The organism is Nocardia sp. bgisy134 (assembly GCF_965341865.1).
Taxonomy (GTDB): domain Bacteria; phylum Actinomycetota; class Actinomycetes; order Mycobacteriales; family Mycobacteriaceae; genus Nocardia.
Window position 1 is genome coordinate 33,632 of record NZ_CBDQZP010000026.1, and the last position, 16,832, is coordinate 50,463.

Below are 16,832 nucleotides of genomic sequence, written 5' to 3' on the forward strand. Positions count from 1 at the left end.
CACAGTCGAAAGAAAGTGGGGGAACCACATGTCGGAACCGGCCATGCTGGAACTGTCGGACATCATCAAGCAGTACCGGGTCGGGGAGCAGACGGTGCGCGCGCTCGACGGAATCGGATTGCGGATAGAGACAGGCGAATTCACGTCGATCATCGGACCGTCCGGCTCCGGCAAGAGCACGCTGCTGCATCTGCTCGGCGCGCTGGACAGTCCCGACGCGGGGTCGATTCGCTTCCAGGGAAACGAGATCGGCGCGCTGAACGAGGAACAGCAGTCCGAGTTCCGCCGCCACCAAGTGGGATTCATCTTCCAGTTCTTCAACCTGCTGCCCACGCTGTCCGCCTGGGAGAACGTCGCGATTCCGAAGTTGCTGGACGGCACCGGATTACGCAAGGCCAAGCCGAAGGCGCTGGAACTGCTCGAGCGCGTCGGGCTGAGCAACCGGGCCGAGCATCGTCCCGCCGAGTTGTCCGGCGGCCAGATGCAGCGGGTGGCGGTGGCCAGGGCGTTGATCATGGACCCGCCGCTCATCCTGGCCGACGAACCGACCGGCAACCTGGACTCCAAGACCGGCGCGGCGATCCTGGAACTGCTCGGTGACATTGCGGGCAACGGCAATTCGGTGGTCATGGTGACCCACGACATGGGCGCGGTGGAGTACTGCGACCGGGTGATCACGCTGCGCGACGGCAAGATCGGCTCCAACGACCGGGTCGAGCGAAGGGTCCGCACCGAGCCGGACGAGGACTCGGCGCTGAACGAGGGCTCGGTGCGCGCGTGATCAGGGCGGCATGGGATCGGCTGCGGCTGTTCAACTTCGGCGAACTGCTCGCGCACCGCGGGCGGACGATCATGTCACTGACCGTGATGGGCGTGTCCGCCTCGCTGCTCGTCGCGGTGCTGAGCATCTCCGGTTCGGTCACCGGGTCGGTGGACCAGCTCACCAAGTCGCTCGGCGGGAAGGCGGTGCTGGAGATCACCGGCATCACCGACGCCGGCTTCGATCAGCAACTGCTGCCGCGTATTTCCGCGACACCGGGCGTCGACAAGGCGGTGCCCATGCTGCGCGCCCAGCTCGGCACGGGCGAGGATCGCGCGCTGCTGCTCGGCGCCGACGCGAGCATCACGGCGCTGGGCAGCGAAATCGCCGGGCCGATGGGCGCGCAGGCAGGCAAGTTGATCACCACGCCCAACGGCGTCCTCGTCGGCGCCGCGATGGGGCACGCCGAGGGTGACCGGTTCCCGCTCGGTGCGGGCACTGTCACGGTGGCGGGTGTGCTCGACGCGGAGGCGTCGGACAAGCTCAACGGCGGGTACATCATCGCCGCCCCACTGGGTTTGGCGCAGATGCTGACCGGCCGGGCGGGCAAGCTGGACTCGGTGCAGATCATCGCGACCGACGGCGCCGACCTGGGCGCGTTGCGCACCGCGCTGACCGCGGCGGTGGACGGGCGCGCCGTCGTCGCCGATCCGGATCTGCGCACCGCGCAGGCGAGCGGGGCGATCCAGATCGTCCGCTACTCGACGCTGATGTCCTCGGCCGCCGCGCTGATCGTCTCGGCGTTCCTGATCTACAACGCGATGAGCATGGCGGTCGCCCAGCGCAGGCCGACGCTGTCGCTGCTGCGCGCCATCGGCGGCAAGCGCGCACCGATGGTGCGCGATCTGCTCGCCGAGGCCGCGCTGCTCGGCCTGTTCGGCGGCGCGGTCGGCGCCGTCATCGGTATGTTCATGGGCCGCACCGCGATCGACCGCCTGCCCGCGGCCATGGTGCAGTCGGTGGAGGCGCGCACCGAGTACATGGTGCCCGGCTACGCGATTCCGGCCGCCGTGGCGGCCTGCGTCCTGGCCAGCGTCATCGCCTCCGCCCTCGCCGCCAGGCAGGTCTACAAGGTGCAGCCGATCGAGGCGCTCGCGCCGGTCGGCGTCGGCCAGACCGACTCCGTCCGCCCGACGCTGCGCTGGGCCGCGGCGGCATTCGGCATCGGGCTCGCGGTGGCCGCCGTGTTCGTCGCCAGGGCCGACCTCGGCAGGCTTTCGCTCGCGTCCATCACGATGGCGTTCACAGCGACGGTGCTCGTCTGCTTCGCGGCCACCGGGCCTATCGTGCGCACCGCTGCCGTCATCGCCCGCCGGTTCGGCGCACCGGGCGCGCTCGGCTCGACCACCTTGGAACGCGCGCCGCGCCGGGTCTGGGCGACGGCGATGACCGTGATGATCGGCGTATCCGCCACCGTGGCGATGGGCGGCGCGTCCGCCAACATGGTCGACTCGGCCACCGCCTCGTTCGAGGACCTGGGCCACACGGACGTCTACGTCAGCCCGACGGCGATGGAGCAGTTCCCGACCGGGCCGGTGTTGCCCGCCGGACTGGCGGACACCATTGCGCGCCTGCCGGGCGTCGAACAGGCGAATCCCACGCAGATGGCCTTCGCCACCCTCGGCACCGGGCGGGTCATGCTGCAGGGCTACCCGACCGTGCGTGGCGATGTGCGCACCAGCTCCGTCGATCGGAACATGTTGCCGCGCATGGCCTCCGGTGAAGGCGTGGTGATCTCCCGCGACGTGGCGCGTTCGCTCGGGGTGAGCGCCGGCTCGGAGCTGACCCTGCAGACCCCGACCGGCCCGCACCCGGTCGAGGTGTTGCAGGTGATCCCGTACATGTCCGCGATCTCGGGCATCGTGATGATGGACATCGAGTATCTGCGGCAGTGGTATCAGCGGCCGGGTGAGACCATCCTCGCCGTCGATATCGAGCCCGGCGCCGACCGGGCCGCGGTGCAGGCCGCCATCCGCGCTGCCGTACCGGAGGAGATCTACGTGACCTCGGGCGCGGACGCCGTGACCGCGATCTCGTCGAGTCTGCGGCAGGGTTCGGTGATGAGCCGGGCGATCCTGTGGATCGTGGTGCTTGTGGCGACCGTCGCGCTGCTGAACACCCTGATGCTCTCGGTGCTCGAACGCCGCCGCGAACTCGGCGTGCTGCGCGCCATGGGCACCAGTCGCAAGTTCCTGCTGCGCTCGGTGCTCGCCGAAGCGGCGGGCATCGGACTCATCGGCGCGGCAATAGGTCTCGCGGTCGGCACGGCGATCCAGTATCTGGCCACCGTCGCCATCGGCCACGCCATGACCATCGACATCGTCTACGAGCCGAGCCCGATGCTGCTGGTCTACGGCACCGCGGCACTCGGGCTCGCGCTGCTCGGCTCGATCCCGCCCGCGTTGCGTGCGGCGCGGATGCCGATCGTGGAGGCGTTGGCGGTCGACTGAACGACCGGGCGGTGCGGCGGCGCGTCGCACCACCGGTCACAGTGGCGTCGTCGTCCACCACTCCGCGAGCTCGTCCTCGGCGGGCCGCAGCGGCGACTGCGGATTCCGGGCCGGGCCCCGATGGCTCGCGTACACAAGGTAATTCGCGTGGTTCGTGTCGGTTGGAAAGCCGACCACGAGTTTCGCCGTGTAGTAATGCGACGGCACCGGTCCCGGCGGGTCCGCCCTGATCCACAGGTGCTGGGTGAACGGCACACCCGACTTGCGCCCGGGCGTCGCCGCGTTGGTGGGCAGCGTCTCGATCACCGCACGCGCCGCGGCGGCGGACTGGTACTCCAGCACGGTGTAGCTCATGCCGAACGGGTTGTCGACGTCGCGGCGGCATTCCCAGGCGAGGACCCACGGGCTCGAGGTGAGCGCCTCCTCGTCGATGCTCAACCGGTCCCCGCGCTTCTCGGCGTAACAGGTGGCCTCCTCGAAGCCCTCGCCGATGTTGCCCGCCTCCTGTGGTAGCAGCGTCGGAAACGCTCGTCTGCTCGCCGCCAGTGGATCCGGGGCGGGCGCGGGCGAGGCCGCCTTCGGTAGCGCGGTCGCCGGGGCGGCCGCGGTCCCCTCCCCCGCGTCGGACCGCGACACCAGCACGACGACCATTCCGACCGTCAGCGCGACGACCACCGCCAACCCCAGTGCCAGCACACCGATCAGCCCGGCGAGCCGACGTCGCGGCGGCACCGGCTGGGCCCCAGGGGGATTCGGCCCGTGCGGATACCCCGGAGGCGGACCTGACGCACCGTTGACCGGCCCCGGCCCCGGCCCCGGCCCCGGCCCCGTCATCGGCGGCATGGCCTGCGGCGGTGGCCCGCCGAGGTTCTGCGGTGGCGCGGAGGCGGAGCCCTGGTGTTGCGCGGCGGCTGCGGCACCGCCACTGGACGGCCGGCTACCCGGCGCGCCCGCGTGCTCGGAACGCTCGCTCGCCGTCGACTTCGCTTCGCCGCCTATGAACTTCGTTCGGTCCGCGGTCGACTCGACGAAACCCCCGACCTCCGAGCGTGACCGCGCCCCCTCCAGGCCCGACGCGGCCTCCTGTGGAGACGACTGCGATGGCTCCGCAGGACTTCCGGCCGTGGACGACTCCGAGTCCCCCGTGGCGCTTTCCAGCTCGCCCTGCGCACCAGGCGCCGCTGCCGTCTCCCCATCTGCTTGCGGCACAACGGCTTCAGCGCTTCGCCCCGGCACACTGTGCGGCGAGCCCATCGCGGCACCCTGCACTGACGAAGCGCCACGCGAACCCTCCCCCTCGACCGGCTGCACAGCCCCCGACGCAGGGTGTGCCCCGCCGCTCGCCTCGGATGCGTTCTGCGGCATCGGCAATGGGGTGGATACCGGCGAAACCGACTGCGCCATCGAGTCGGCCAACGGCTGTGCGGCGGCCGGTTGGTCCGATCCAGGCGGAGGCGCGTTGGACGGCAACGGTATCTGCATGGATTCCAGCGAACCCGGCGACTGCGGCACCGGCTGCGGCGCCAACGAGTCGGCTGACGGCTGCACTGCCGCTGGCCCGCCCGAACCAGGAAGGGGCGCGTTGGGCGGCATCGGCAACGGGGCAGGTTGCGGCGGAACCGGTGGCCGCGCCATCGGGTCGGCCAACGGCTGTGCGACGGCAGGCCAGCCCAGGTCAGACGGAGATGCGTTGGGCTGCACTGACCTCGGGTCCGGCTGCGGCGGAACCGACTGGGACGCAGGGGCGGCCAACGGCTGAGGAGAGGCCAGTTGGCCTCCGCCACGCGCGGATGCGTTCGGCGGAACCGGAATCCGATCCGGTTGCGACTGAACCGGCGGTGGCGCCGACGAGTCGGCTGACGGTCGCACCGCGGCAGGCCCGCCCGACCCAGGGGGAGGCACGTTGGGCGGCATCGGCAACGGGGCAGATTGCGGCGGAACTGGCGGCTGAGCAATCCGGTCGGCCAATGGCGGCGCGGCGGCCGACTGGTCTGATCCAGGTGGAGACACGTTCGACGGCGGCGGCATCGCGCCAGGTTCCGGCGGCTGCGGCATCGGCTGCATTGCCGCAGGTCGGCTCGCGCCAGGCGCAGATGCATTCGGCGGCATCGAAACCGAGCTCGGTTGCGGCGTGCCCGGCGGCGCGGACTCGGGCAACGGCGGCGGGGCGGCAGGCTGACCCGCCCCAGGCCGATATGCGTTGGGCTGCACTGGCATCGGGGCAGGTTGCGCCGGAACCGACGGCTGTACAGCCGGGTCGGCCATCGGCTGCGGCGAAGGCGGTTGGCCGACGCCGGGCGCAGATGCGTTCGGTGGCATCGGAATCGGAGCCGGTCGCGGCAGGACCGGCAGTGGTGCCGACGCGTCGACTGACGGTTGCACCGCGGCAGGCATGCCCGGCCCAGGTGCGGATGCGGTGGGCGGAACCGGCATCGAACCAGGTGGCGGCGGTACCGGTGGTTGCGGCGCAGGATTGGCCGACGGATGCACCGCGCCAGGCCGACCCGGAGGCGCGTTCGGCGGAATTGGCATGGGAGCCGCGAGAGGTGGCGGCGGCATGGGCTGCGGTGGCGCCTGCATCGGCACCGGCTGTTGCGGCACGGGCGGCGGCGCAGGCTGCGGTGTTGCCTGCATCGGCACCGGCTGTTGCGGCACCAGGTGCGGAGGAACCGGCTGTGGCGGCACCGGCTGAGATGGAACCTGCCTCGGAACCGGTTGCGGCGGAACGGGTTGCGGCGGCATCGCGTGCGGCGGCAGCGGCATGGGCTGCGGGTAGCCGGGTGGTGCGGGGTACGGCTGGGGCGGGTAGGCCGGTGGCGGGATGACCGGCAGCGGGGGCGGGCCGACGGCGGTCAGCGCCTTGCGGGCCGCGGCGGCGAACTCGGTACAGGAGCGGTAGCGGTGTTCCGGGCGTTTCGCCATGCCCGCCGCGAGCACCGCGTCCAGGGCAGGGTTCAGGTTCGGCCTGCGCAACCGGACCGAGGGCAGCGGGAGCTGGAGATGGCCGTGGATGATGTCGGCGGGATTGTCGGCGTCGAACGGCCCGACGCCGGCCAGCAGCCAGTACAGCGCGCAGGCCAGCGAGTACTGATCGGAGCGGTTGCCCAAGGGCGCGCCGGTCATCTGCTCCGGCGAGGCGTAGGCGAGGGTGGCGGTGAACATGCCGGTCTGGGTCAGGTGGGCGGAATCCTCGCGCAGCCTGGCGATGCCGAAATCGGTGAGGAAGACCCGCTCGCCCTGCCCGCCGCTGGACCTGGCCAGCATGATGTTGGCAGGCTTCACGTCCCGGTGCAGAACGCCCATGCCATGCGCGTAATCCAGTGCGTCCGCGACGCCTTCGATGATCTGCACGGCCCGCTCGGGCGGCAGCGTCAGCGGATTCACCGCCGCCGCGTCGACCCCGTCGACGTACTGCATGGAGATCCACAGCTGACCGTCCTCGGAGCCCCGATCGTAGACCGCGACGATGCCGGGGTGATCCAGCTGCGCGGCCAGATCGGCCTCCCGCTCGAAGCGCGCCCGCACCTCGTTGTCCAGGAACAGCTCGCGGCTGAGGAGCTTGAGCGCGGTCCGCCGGGACAACCTGGGGTGCCGCGCGAGGTAGACCGACCCCATTCCGCCCTGCCCGAGCAGCCGTTCCACGGTGAATCCCGCGAACACCTCACCGCTAGTGAGCAAGGCGATCCCCTTCCGGTCCAGAACAGCCAGCCTAATTCACGGCCGTGCCGGAGGCGGGAGGTACGGACAGCGAGCACAGCCGGACACAGTCGCACGGCCGGAGCGACAGCGAGGAGGTACGCACGACGAGCGCAGCCGGACACAGTCCGCCGACCGCGCCGCGCACGGCCGGAAGGCGGAGGTACACGCATTCGCCCTGCTCAGAACACTCGGTTTCGAATTCTGCGCGATGATCGGCAAACTATGTACAGCACATCATCATCGCGTCACTTCCCACGAGCGAGCACGGTGGTGGGTTCTCGGCCGGTGATTCACCCGGACGGGTTGGACGGGTAGAAGGCACCGCCGAGGCAAGCGCGGGACGCGCAGGGCGGTGGGGAGGTGCACGGTGGTGGAGTCGGCTCGAATCGTTTCGCTATGTCGTCCGGTGCTGCGTGTCGGCGTCGCGACAACATTGCTGGCCATGGTCTCGTGCGGCCTCGGCCCCGAGCGGGCGGAGAAGCACACCACCGCGACCGTGGCCGCGCAGACGGCGGGCACCTGGGCCGCGGGACGCACGGTGAGCCTGCCGAACTCGCTGGCGGCCGACTTCACTCAGCTCCAGCCCAGCCTGCCGGGGCAGGTCGGCCTGGCGGTCATGCCGGTGGGCGGTACCCGGATCACCGTCTTCGGGGATTGGACCAGCGGCATCGCCTGGTCGACCATCAAGGTTCCGCTGGCCATCGCGGCGCTGCGCCACGACCCCGAGGGCGCGATGCTCGACGCCGAAGCGGCCATCACCATCTCCGACAACGCCGCCGCCGACGCGCTGTGGAATTCGCTCGGCGACGGGCTGGAGGCGGCCCAAGCCGTGCAGCAGGTGCTCGACGAGGCAGGCGACGCCGTCACCGGTGTGGCCGGCCCGCGCACCCGGCTCGACTACGAGGCGTTCGGCGCGACCGAGTGGTCGCTGACCGATCAGGTCCGGTTCGCCTCGCGCCTACCGTGTCTGCCGCAGACCGAGACGGTGACCCGGCTGATGGGCGAGATCGTTCCCGACCAGCTCTGGGGTCTCGGGACCTTGGAGGGCGCCGAGTTCAAGGGCGGCTGGGGTCCCGACGACGACACCGGGGTCTACACGGCGCGCCAGTTCGGGCTGCTGCCGTCCCGGTCCGGTCTGGTGGCGATCGCCCTTGCGGCGCAGGCGGATTCGGGCGGCTTCGCGGACGCGACGGCGCTGCTCGACAGCCTCGCCGCGCTGCTCGGCCGCCACGTGGACGAGCTGCGCGGCGGCAAGTGCCCGGACTGATCAGCCGGGAGTGACCAGACCGGATTCGTAGGCGAGCACGACGGCTTGCGCCCGGTCGCGCAGGTTCAGCTTCGAGAAGACCTTGGAGACATGGGTTTTCACGGTCTGCTCGGCCACGAACAGCGCCTCGGCGATCTCGGTGTTGGACATGCCCTTCGCGATCAGCTCCAGCACCTCGCGCTCCCGCGGCGTGAGCGCGGCCAGTTGCGGCGCGGGTTTGGTGCGCGCCGCGGCGCGGCGGCTGGTGACATCGGCGATGAGCCTGCGGGTGACGGTCGGCGCGAGCAGCGCTTGCCCATCGGCGACCACCCGCACCGCGCGCACCAGTTCCTCGGCGGGCGCGTCTTTGAGCAGGAACCCGCTGGCGCCCAGACTGAGCGCCTCGTACACGTAGTCGTCGATGTCGAACGTGGTCAGCATCAGCACCCGCACCGGCGGGTCGAAACCCGCCGCGAGGATGGCGCGCGCCGCGTCCAGTCCGTTCATCTCCGGCATGCGCACGTCCATCAGCACGACGTCGGGACGCAGCCGCTTGGCCTCCGCCACCGCGACCTTGCCGTCGGGAGCGTCGCCGACGACGCTGATGTCCGGTTGGGCGGCGAGCAGCGCGCCGAAGCCTTGGCGCACCATCGCTTGGTCGTCGGCGATCAAAACCGTTATTGCCACGCGCCCACCCTAATTGCCGCGCCGAGTGTGCGAGCGTGCGCCCGAATCGCGGAGATCAGGACACGGTCGGCGGCGCGACCGCCGCCGTGACCTCGGCAGGCGCCGGGCCGAGCGGCAGGCGGGCCCGCACCTCGAACCCGCCGTCCGGGCTCGCCTCGGCGGTGACCTCACCACCGGCGGCCAACGCCCTGGCCCGCATGCCCGCGATGCCGTGCCCGCCGTTGCCGACCGGCCGCGCAGGCGTCGCGCCTGCCCCGTTCACGACCCGCAGGTGCAGCTCTGTACCGCAGACGATCTCCACCCGTACCGGGGCTCCCGGCGCGTGCCGCGAGGCGTTCGAGAGCGACTCCTGGGCGATCCGGTACAGCGCGAGCCCGGTGGTCTCGGGCACCGAGCCGAGCTCGCCCTCGACCGTCCAGTCGATGGTGACGCCCGCGCGCCGGGCGCCGTCGAACAGGGCGAGCACGTCCTCGGCCTTCGGCTGGGGCGCGTGTTCGGGCAGCTGTCCGTCGCTGCGCAGCACGCCGAGCATGCCGCGGATCTCGTTGAGCGCCTCGCGCGCGGTGGCGCCGATCGATTCGAATTCGGCGCGCGCGGCCGGGGTCACGCCCTCCACCCGGTACGGCGCGGTCTGCGCCTGCACCACCACCAGGGACATGTGGTGGGCGACCACATCGTGCAGGTCGCGGGCGATGCGCGCCTTCTCCTCGAGAATGGCGCGGCGGGCCCGCTCCAGCTCGTTCTCTTCCTCCTGACGCACCAGTTCCTTGCGCGAGAGCGCCAGCCACCGGACGAGCAGGGCGAACAGCACCACCGCCGCCAGCGCGATGGGCCAGCCCCAGGCGGCGTTGGCGAACGCCTCGCCCTCGCCCGGCATGGTGGTGCCGAACAACAGCGAGGTCGCGCCCCAGGCGACCGCCACGATCTGCACCGGAGCGCGCAGCCCCACCGCGAACAGCAGCGCGATCAGCACGATCACCTGCACCACCTGGAACGGCAGATCGTTGTTCGGCTGGTGCGGGATGGCCAGCGCGATGAGCAGCGCCGAACCCGCAGAGATGGCCCAGCCGAGTGCCGGGTTGACCCGCACCAGCAGGATCGGGAACGCGGCCAGCGCGGCGATGAACGGCTGCGCTCCCGGCGACACGGCGTGCGTGAGGTGCAGCGTCGGCCACGCCACCGAGTAGAGGATCAGCGCGGTGAGCACGACGGACACGTCGAACCAGGCGCGCGCGTCCATCCGCTCGGTCAGACCACGGGTCTTCTGCTTCATGATGACGACCCTAGGAACCCGGCCCGCCGCGTGCCTCATACCCACGGGTGAATTCGCACCCCGTACCTCGGTGGGAGGCGAAGGGGCCGCTCCCCCGACGGCACGGCGACGGAAACCGCACCGCGGCGGGAGGCCGGTGAGCATGGGCCGTTCCTAGCGTCGAGGCCCATGAGGATCGAGACCATCGCCGCCCCCGCCCGCCGCCCGGACGCCGCCCCCACCGGGCTGCGCCGGGTAGCGGCGCTGACGGCCGCGGCGCTGACCACGATGTCGGCCACCGTCGCCCTGGCCCCGGCGGCGCAAGCGGCGAGCGTCGCGCATCCCGCCGTCGAGAACATCGCGGCCGCCACCGCGATCGCCGCCCTCACCGCCGGCGAAACCGATTCGGCCGCAGCGCTTCCCGACGACTTCGCGACCGTGCTGGGTTATCGGCCGGTACCGATGCGCGGCCTGTTGACCAATCCGGGCGGTGACTGCTCCTCGCCCGTCCCGCTGCCCGCCGAGTTCGAGACCGCCTGCAAGGCACACGATCTCGGCTACGACCTGCTGCGTTACGCGGACCGGCGCGGCGAGCCGCTCGGCCCGTGGGCGAGGCAGGCCGTGGACGCGGCGCTGGACCGCAGGATGCGGGAGGCGTGCGACGTTCGCACCGAATCGTGGGGGCGGGCCAGGTGCTACGCGATGGCGGATATCGCCGATACCGTGGTGGATCTGAACTCGCGCCGCCAGCACTACGGCGCACCCGTCGTGGAGACGCTGCTCGGCGCGGGCGGTGCGGCGACCGGACGCAGCGGATGGCTGGTCGGTCTCGCCGGACTGGGCTTACTCGGACTCGGCGGGCTTTCGGCGCTGGTCCTCGGTGCGCTGCGATCGGCGGCCGACGGTCGATCAGCTCGTGCCAGCGACTTCACCAACAACGCTGTCGCCATGGAGGTTTCGGCGTGACGACGACGCGGCAGCACACCGAGCCCGCCGAAAGCCCCCGCCTCGAACCTGATACGCCGAAGTCCCGGCAATGGTCCGAATTCGCCACACCGCGCATCGGGACGACACTGGGAGTCGTTGCGGGAGTGTTCATCTCGCTCGCGCCGGGTCTGCTCCCCCGCACACCCGGTGCACAGGCGGTGCTCACCGCCCTGATGGTCGCGTGTTCGCTCGGACTCGCCGGCGCGCTACGATTCCTGCTGGGCCGCTGGAACTTCGACGTCGACGCGCGTTTCGGCCGCTACCGCCGTCCGCTGCTCGCGGTGGCCGGCCTGGTCGTGGCGTTCGCCGCCTGGCGCGCCGGGCATTGGCAGAACGAGCTGCGCGCCGCGATGGGGACCCCGCCGATCGGTCCCGGCTACTGGGTGCGCTGCGCACTGACCGCGACACTGCTCACCGCCGTTGTCGTCGGAGTGGCCAAGGCGCTGGGCTGGGCACTGCGCAAACTGGGCCTGCTTCGTGGACTGGTGATGGGACTGATCACCGCGGCGCTGGGTTACCTCGTGCTCGCGCCCGCGGTGGTCGGATGGCGGCAGCAGGTGTACGCGGCGGCCAATGTCGCGATGGATCCCGCTGTGACGCAACCTGTTTCGCACACCAGGTCGGGCAGCGCCGAGTCGGCGGCCAGCTGGCCGTCACTGGGCGCTCAGGGCCGCAAGTTCGTCAGCGGAACGCCGGAAGGACCGGTCCGGGTCTATGTCGGCGTGGATTCCGCCCCGGATCTGGACTCCCGTGTGGCACTGGCGATCCGGGAGCTGGAGCGCTCGGGCGGGCTGTACCGGTCCAATATCGTGGTCGCACTGCCGACGGGTTCCGGCTGGATCGACGCCAACGCGGTGACCGGCTTCGCCGAACGCTTCGGCGGTGACGTGGCGGTGGTCGGTCTCCAGTACTCCTACGCGCCGAGCTGGGTGACGTTCCTCTTCGGCCGCGCCCACGCGGTGCGGGCGGCGCGCGCCCTCTTCGACGCCGTGGAACGCCGCCTGCACGCCATGGCCGAGCCGCCCCGGCTGTTCGTCTACGGCCAGAGCCTCGGCGCGCTCGGCGGCAGCGCGATCTTCGCCAACGACGCCGAGCAGGACCGCCGCACCTGCGCCGCGCTCTGGGCCGGTCCGCCCGCGGGCGACGCGCACCGCGCGGGCGCGACCGTGCTGGCCAACAGCTCCGATCCGGTCGTGCACTGGTCGCCCGCGCTGCTGTGGCGCGCGCCCGACCTGACCGGCGTACGGGTCGACGCTCCCGTCCCGCGCTGGCTTCCCGTGGTGAGTTTCCTACAGACCAGCGCGGACTTGCTCGCCGCCCTCGACGCGCCGCCCGGCCACGGCCACCGCTACGGCACCGACCAGGGCACGGCGCTGGGTTCGTGCTGAGTGCCCAGTCTGCGCCAGGTTTCGTGCCGAGCGCTCCGGTCCGCGCCAGGTTCGCGCCGAGCGCATCGGTCCGCGCCAGGTTCGTGCCCAACGCACCGATCCGCGCCAGGTTCGCGCCGATCGCACCGATCCGCGCCAGGTTCGCGCCGATCGCACCGATCCGCGCCAGGTTCATACCAAGCGCACCGATCCGCGCCGGCTCCGTACCGAGTGGGCCGGTCGGCGCCGAGTCCTGCCGAGCGCACCGATCGGCGCCATCTCCCGCTGAGCGAGCCGTTCATTGACGCAGCGGTAGAACTTGTTCTAATTTGCTCCCATGGGCTTTGTCATCGACGCGGCGGTGTACATCGACGCACCGGCCGACCTGGTGTGGCAGGTGATCACGGACCTCCCCCGTTACGGCGAGTGGAACCCCTTCGTCACCGAATGCGAGAGCACGCTGACGCCCGGTGCGCCGATCGACATGCTCGTGCAGGTCTACGGCTCCACCCCGCGGCGTCAGCGCGAATGGATTCGCAGCCACACACCGGGCCGCGAGCTCAGCTACTCGATGAAACCCGTGCCCCTCGGCGCGCTGCACAGCCTCCGCTCGCACACCGTCACCGCGGTGAGCCCCGAACGCACCCGGTACGAATCGCATTTCGAGCTCGGCGGCTGGTTCCACCCGGTGGTGGCCGCGGTGCTCGGCGCGAATCTGCGCCGCGGTTTCGAAGGCATGACCGCCGGTATCCAGCGTCGCGCCGAGATGCTGCGTACCGCCTGACACACGCCGGGAATCGTCTCGTCCCTCTCGTGGTTGTGTCGTCCTGTTCGGCGATTCGCCGAGTTCGACCACGAGAGAACGGATTACGTCGTGCGCGTCGTTCGAGCCCTGCTGGCTCTGCTGCTGATCCTGCTACCGTTCACCGCCGCGGGCGCGGCGGCCCGTCCCGCGGACCCGCCGGGCTGGACCACGGCGTGGGCGACGTCGCCGCATCTGCCGAGCCGCGCGTTCGTGACCAACTGGGCCAAGGAAGGCTTCGCGAATCAGACGCTGCGCCAGGTGGTTCGGGTCAGCGAGGGCGGGCTCACCACCCGGGTGCGGCTGACCAACCGCTACGGCGCCGCGCCGCTGACGATCACCGGCGCGACCATCGCGCGGACCGCGGGCGCGGGCGCCATCCGGCCCGAGACCTTGTCGCACCTGACCGTCGGGCTGTCACCCACTTTCGTGATCCCGCCGGGCGCCGACCTCCTCACCGATCCGGTCGCGTTGCCGCTCAACGCCTTCGACTCGATCACCATCACGCTGTTCTTCGCCGAGCCGACCGGCCCCGCCACGCAGCACGCGCAGGCCATCGCCACCACCTACCGCGCCGCGGGCGATCACCGCGCCGACCCGACCGCCGCGGCGTTCACCGAGACCACCCCGACCTGGTACTACCTGGCGGGCGTCGAGGTGGCCGATCTCGCGCCGAACCCGCCCGCCGTGGTGGCCTTCGGCGACTCCATCACCGACGGCGTCGGCTCGGCCACCGACGCGGACAACCGCTTCCCCGACGAACTCGCCGAACGCCTCGCCGCGGCGGGCGCCCCGCGCGCGGTGCTGAACCAGGGCATCGGCGGCAACCGGGTGACCGTCGACTCCGATTGGCTCGGCGAGAGCGCACTGCGCCGCTTCCAGCACGACGTCCTCGACCAGCCGGGCGTCGGCACGGTGATCATCCTGGAGGGCGCCAACGACATCGGTCTCAGCACGGGCGCGGCCAACCTGGGTGAACCGCCGGTGCCGGTCTCGGCCGACCAGCTGATCGCCGCGCACCGGGAGCTGATCGCCCTGGCCCGCGCCGCCGGACTTCGCGTCATCGGCGCGACCATCCTGCCGCTGGGTGGTTCGCCGTACGACACGCCGGAGGCCGAGGCCAAGCGGTTGGCCGTCAACGAGTGGATCCGCACCTCCGGTGAATACGACGCGGTCGTCGACACCGCCGCCGCGCTCGCCGATCCGGCGGACCCGAGCCGACTGCACCCCGCCTTCGACAGCGGAGATCGCTTGCACCCCAACGACGCGGGCTACCGCGCGATGGCGCAGGCCGTGAACCTCACCGATCTGCGCTGAGGCGACAGATCGGCCGGACACGAGCATCGAAACGGCGAGCGGGCCGGGGCATCGCGCCCCGGCCCGCTCGCCGTTGTCCGGTCTACCGTCAGGCGACGGGTCCGCGGGCGGCCTCGTAGGCCGCGCCCACCCGGTACAGCCGATCGTCGGCCAACGCGGGGGCCATGATCTGCAGACCCACCGGCATGCCGTCGTCCTTGCTCAGCCCCGACGGCACCGACATGGCCGGGTGCCCGGCCAGGTTGGTGGGCAGCGTGCACAGGTCCGACAGGTACATGGCCAGCGGGTCGTCGACCTTCTCGCCCAGCTTCCACGGGGTGAACGGGCTCGTCGGCGAGACCAGAACGTCGACCTGCTCGTAGGCGGCGTCGAAGTCGCGCGCGATCAGCGTGCGGACCTTGAGCGCCTGACCGTAGTAGGCGTCGTAGTAGCCCGCCGAGAGGGCGTAGGTGCCGATCATGATGCGGCGCTTGACCTCGGGGCCGAAGCCCGCCGCGCGGGTCATCGCCATGACCTGCTCGGCGCTGTGCGTGCCGTCGTCGCCGACGCGCAGGCCGTAGCGCATGGCGTCGAAGCGCGCCAGGTTCGACGACACCTCGGACGGCATCACCAGGTAGTAGGACGGCAGGCCGTATTCGAAGTGCGGGCACGACACCTCGACCACCTCGGCGCCCAGCTCCTTCAGCACGCCGACCGCGGCGTCGAAGGAGGCGAGCACGCCGGGCTGGTAGCTGTCGGAGTGCAGTTCCTTGACCACGCCGATCTTCACGCCGCGCAGATCGCCCGCGGCGCCCGCGCGCGCGGCGGCCACCACCGGCGGCACCGGGACGTCGCGCGAGGTCGAGTCCCTGGGGTCGTATCCGGCGATCACCTCGTGCAGCAGCGCGGTGTCGAGCACCGTGCGGCCACACGGCCCGCCCTGATCCAGCGAGGACGCGCAGGCGACCAGGCCGAAGCGCGAGACCGTGCCGTAGGTCGGCTTGGTGCCGACGGTCGCGGTCACCGCGGCGGGCTGCCGGATCGAGCCGCCGGTGTCGGTGCCGATGGCCAGCGGCGCCTGGTGCGAGGCCAGCGCGGCCGCCGAGCCGCCGCCGGAACCACCCGGGATCCTGGTGGTGTCCCAGGGGTTGCGGGTCGGGCCGTACGCGGAGTTCTCGGTCGACGAGCCCATCGCGAACTCGTCCATGTTGGTCTTGCCGAGGATCGGGATACCAGCCGCGCGCAGCTTGCCGGTCAGCGTCGCGTCGTACGGCGACATCCAGCCCTCGAGGATCTTCGAGGCACAGGTGGTCGGCATGTCCGTGGTGGTGAAGACGTCCTTGAGCGCCAACGGAACTCCGGCCAGCGGCGAGGCCGGAGCTTGCCCCTCGGCCAGCGCCGTGTCCACCGCGGCCGCGGCAGCGAGCGCCTGCTCGCCCGCGACGTGCAGGAACGCGTTGATCTCGCCGTCCACCTCGGCGATCCGATCCAGGTGCGCCTGGGTGACCTCGGCCGAGGACACCTCGCGGGCGTGGATCTTCGCGGCCAGTTCGGCCGCGCTGAGGGTGGTCAGCTCTGGCCCACCCGTCTCCCGGCCCCCGCCCCTCACGGAATCGCCCTGCGATGCTGTACTCATTCGCCCTCTCCCAGAATCTGCGGCACCATGAAGCGCTGCTCGTCGACCGCGGGCGCGGCCGCCAACGCCTCGTGCGGCGTCAGGCCGGGTACGAGCTCGTCGGCGCGGGTCACGTTGGTCGCCGGATTCGGCGAGGACGTGGCCGGGACGTCGGCGGCGGCGACCTCGGAGATGGTCCGCACGTGGCTCAGGATCGAATCCAGCTGACCGGCGAACTGATCCAGTTCGGCGTCGGACAGCGCGAGCCGGGACAGCCGGGCGAGGTGTGCGACCTCGTCGCGGGAGATGGCGGGCACCGCGGAACCCCTTTCGGCATGGTTGTGCATGGGTGGCCGTGCACGACGACCGCGCTTGCGCTCGGCTCACATCGTGCACGGAAGATGTTAGTCCGCGACCGGGATCGCTCCGCCCACCCGGTCACCGCCGGGCAGCGGTGGACACATCGACAGTACGCCGGGCCACTCACCGCCCGTCCGACCGCACGAACTCCGACGACACACCGTCAGATCTAGCCCGACACGCCGTGATGGCGCGAAACCGCCACGTGGCGTTCGTCACTGACCCCTCCTCGAGTCGATAACGGGCCGTCA

The 16,832-nt window shown here is 71.3% G+C and carries 12 protein-coding genes; 7 read left to right on the forward strand and 5 right to left on the reverse strand.

Features of this window, described 5'->3' with window-relative positions:
• The first annotated feature begins 28 nt into the window (after positions 1 to 28).
• Both ACRWNM_RS32930 and ACRWNM_RS32935 read left to right on the forward strand, forming a co-directional pair.
• A complete protein-coding gene (locus tag ACRWNM_RS32930) occupies positions 29 to 781 on the forward strand; it encodes an ABC transporter ATP-binding protein (protein ID WP_431972062.1) in 753 nt (250 codons plus the stop codon).
• Positions 778 to 3,270, forward strand: a complete 2,493-nt coding sequence (locus ACRWNM_RS32935) for an FtsX-like permease family protein (protein ID WP_431972063.1) — start codon at positions 778 to 780, stop codon at positions 3,268 to 3,270. Before ACRWNM_RS32930 ends, ACRWNM_RS32935 begins: the two co-directional genes overlap by 4 nt.
• A gap of 36 nt (positions 3,271 to 3,306) precedes the next feature.
• Here ACRWNM_RS32935 and ACRWNM_RS32940 read toward each other — a convergent pair whose 3' ends face one another.
• A complete protein-coding gene (locus tag ACRWNM_RS32940; RefSeq protein WP_431972064.1) occupies positions 3,307 to 6,948 on the reverse strand; it encodes a protein kinase domain-containing protein in 3,642 nt (1,213 codons plus the stop codon).
• 391 nt (positions 6,949 to 7,339) lie between these two features.
• Between ACRWNM_RS32940 and ACRWNM_RS32945 the strand changes: the two genes are divergently transcribed.
• Positions 7,340 to 8,236 (forward strand): hypothetical protein, encoded by an 897-nt coding sequence (locus ACRWNM_RS32945; protein ID WP_431972065.1) that lies wholly within the window; start codon positions 7,340 to 7,342, stop codon positions 8,234 to 8,236.
• On the opposite strand, the gene ACRWNM_RS32950 is transcribed toward ACRWNM_RS32945, so the two are convergent.
• A complete protein-coding gene (locus ACRWNM_RS32950; RefSeq protein WP_431972066.1) occupies positions 8,237 to 8,902 on the reverse strand; it encodes a response regulator in 666 nt (221 codons plus the stop codon).
• A 55-nt stretch (positions 8,903 to 8,957) separates the two neighbouring features.
• On the reverse strand, positions 8,958 to 10,175 hold the full coding sequence (locus ACRWNM_RS32955; RefSeq protein ID WP_431972067.1) for a sensor histidine kinase: 1,218 nt from the start codon (positions 10,173 to 10,175) through the stop codon (positions 8,958 to 8,960).
• A 168-nt stretch (positions 10,176 to 10,343) separates the two neighbouring features.
• On the opposite strand from ACRWNM_RS32955, the gene ACRWNM_RS32960 reads away from it, so the two are divergent.
• The 4 genes from ACRWNM_RS32960 (at position 10,344) to ACRWNM_RS32975 (ending at position 14,627) form a co-directional block, all read left to right on the forward strand.
• Complete coding sequence (locus ACRWNM_RS32960) at positions 10,344 to 11,120, forward strand: hypothetical protein (protein WP_431972068.1); 777 nt, start codon at positions 10,344 to 10,346, stop codon at positions 11,118 to 11,120.
• Positions 11,117 to 12,529 (forward strand): alpha/beta-hydrolase family protein, encoded by a 1,413-nt coding sequence (locus ACRWNM_RS32965; protein ID WP_431972069.1) that lies wholly within the window; start codon positions 11,117 to 11,119, stop codon positions 12,527 to 12,529. The genes ACRWNM_RS32960 and ACRWNM_RS32965 overlap by 4 nt, the downstream gene beginning before the upstream one ends.
• A 316-nt stretch (positions 12,530 to 12,845) precedes the next feature.
• Entirely contained in the window at positions 12,846 to 13,292 is a 447-nt protein-coding gene (locus ACRWNM_RS32970; protein WP_431972070.1) for an SRPBCC family protein, read from the forward strand.
• Between the two features lie 90 nt (positions 13,293 to 13,382).
• Positions 13,383 to 14,627, forward strand: coding sequence for an SGNH/GDSL hydrolase family protein (locus ACRWNM_RS32975; RefSeq protein ID WP_431972071.1), 1,245 nt, complete (start codon positions 13,383 to 13,385; stop codon positions 14,625 to 14,627).
• A gap of 88 nt (positions 14,628 to 14,715) precedes the next feature.
• Here the strand turns inward: ACRWNM_RS32975 and gatA are convergent, their stop codons facing one another.
• Complete coding sequence (gene gatA, locus ACRWNM_RS32980) at positions 14,716 to 16,242, reverse strand: Asp-tRNA(Asn)/Glu-tRNA(Gln) amidotransferase subunit GatA (RefSeq protein ID WP_431972072.1); 1,527 nt, start codon at positions 16,240 to 16,242, stop codon at positions 14,716 to 14,718.
• On the reverse strand, positions 16,239 to 16,538 hold the full coding sequence (gene gatC / locus ACRWNM_RS32985; protein WP_431972073.1) for an Asp-tRNA(Asn)/Glu-tRNA(Gln) amidotransferase subunit GatC: 300 nt from the start codon (positions 16,536 to 16,538) through the stop codon (positions 16,239 to 16,241). Before gatC ends, gatA begins: the two co-directional genes overlap by 4 nt.
• Between the last annotated feature and the right edge of the window lie 294 nt (positions 16,539 to 16,832).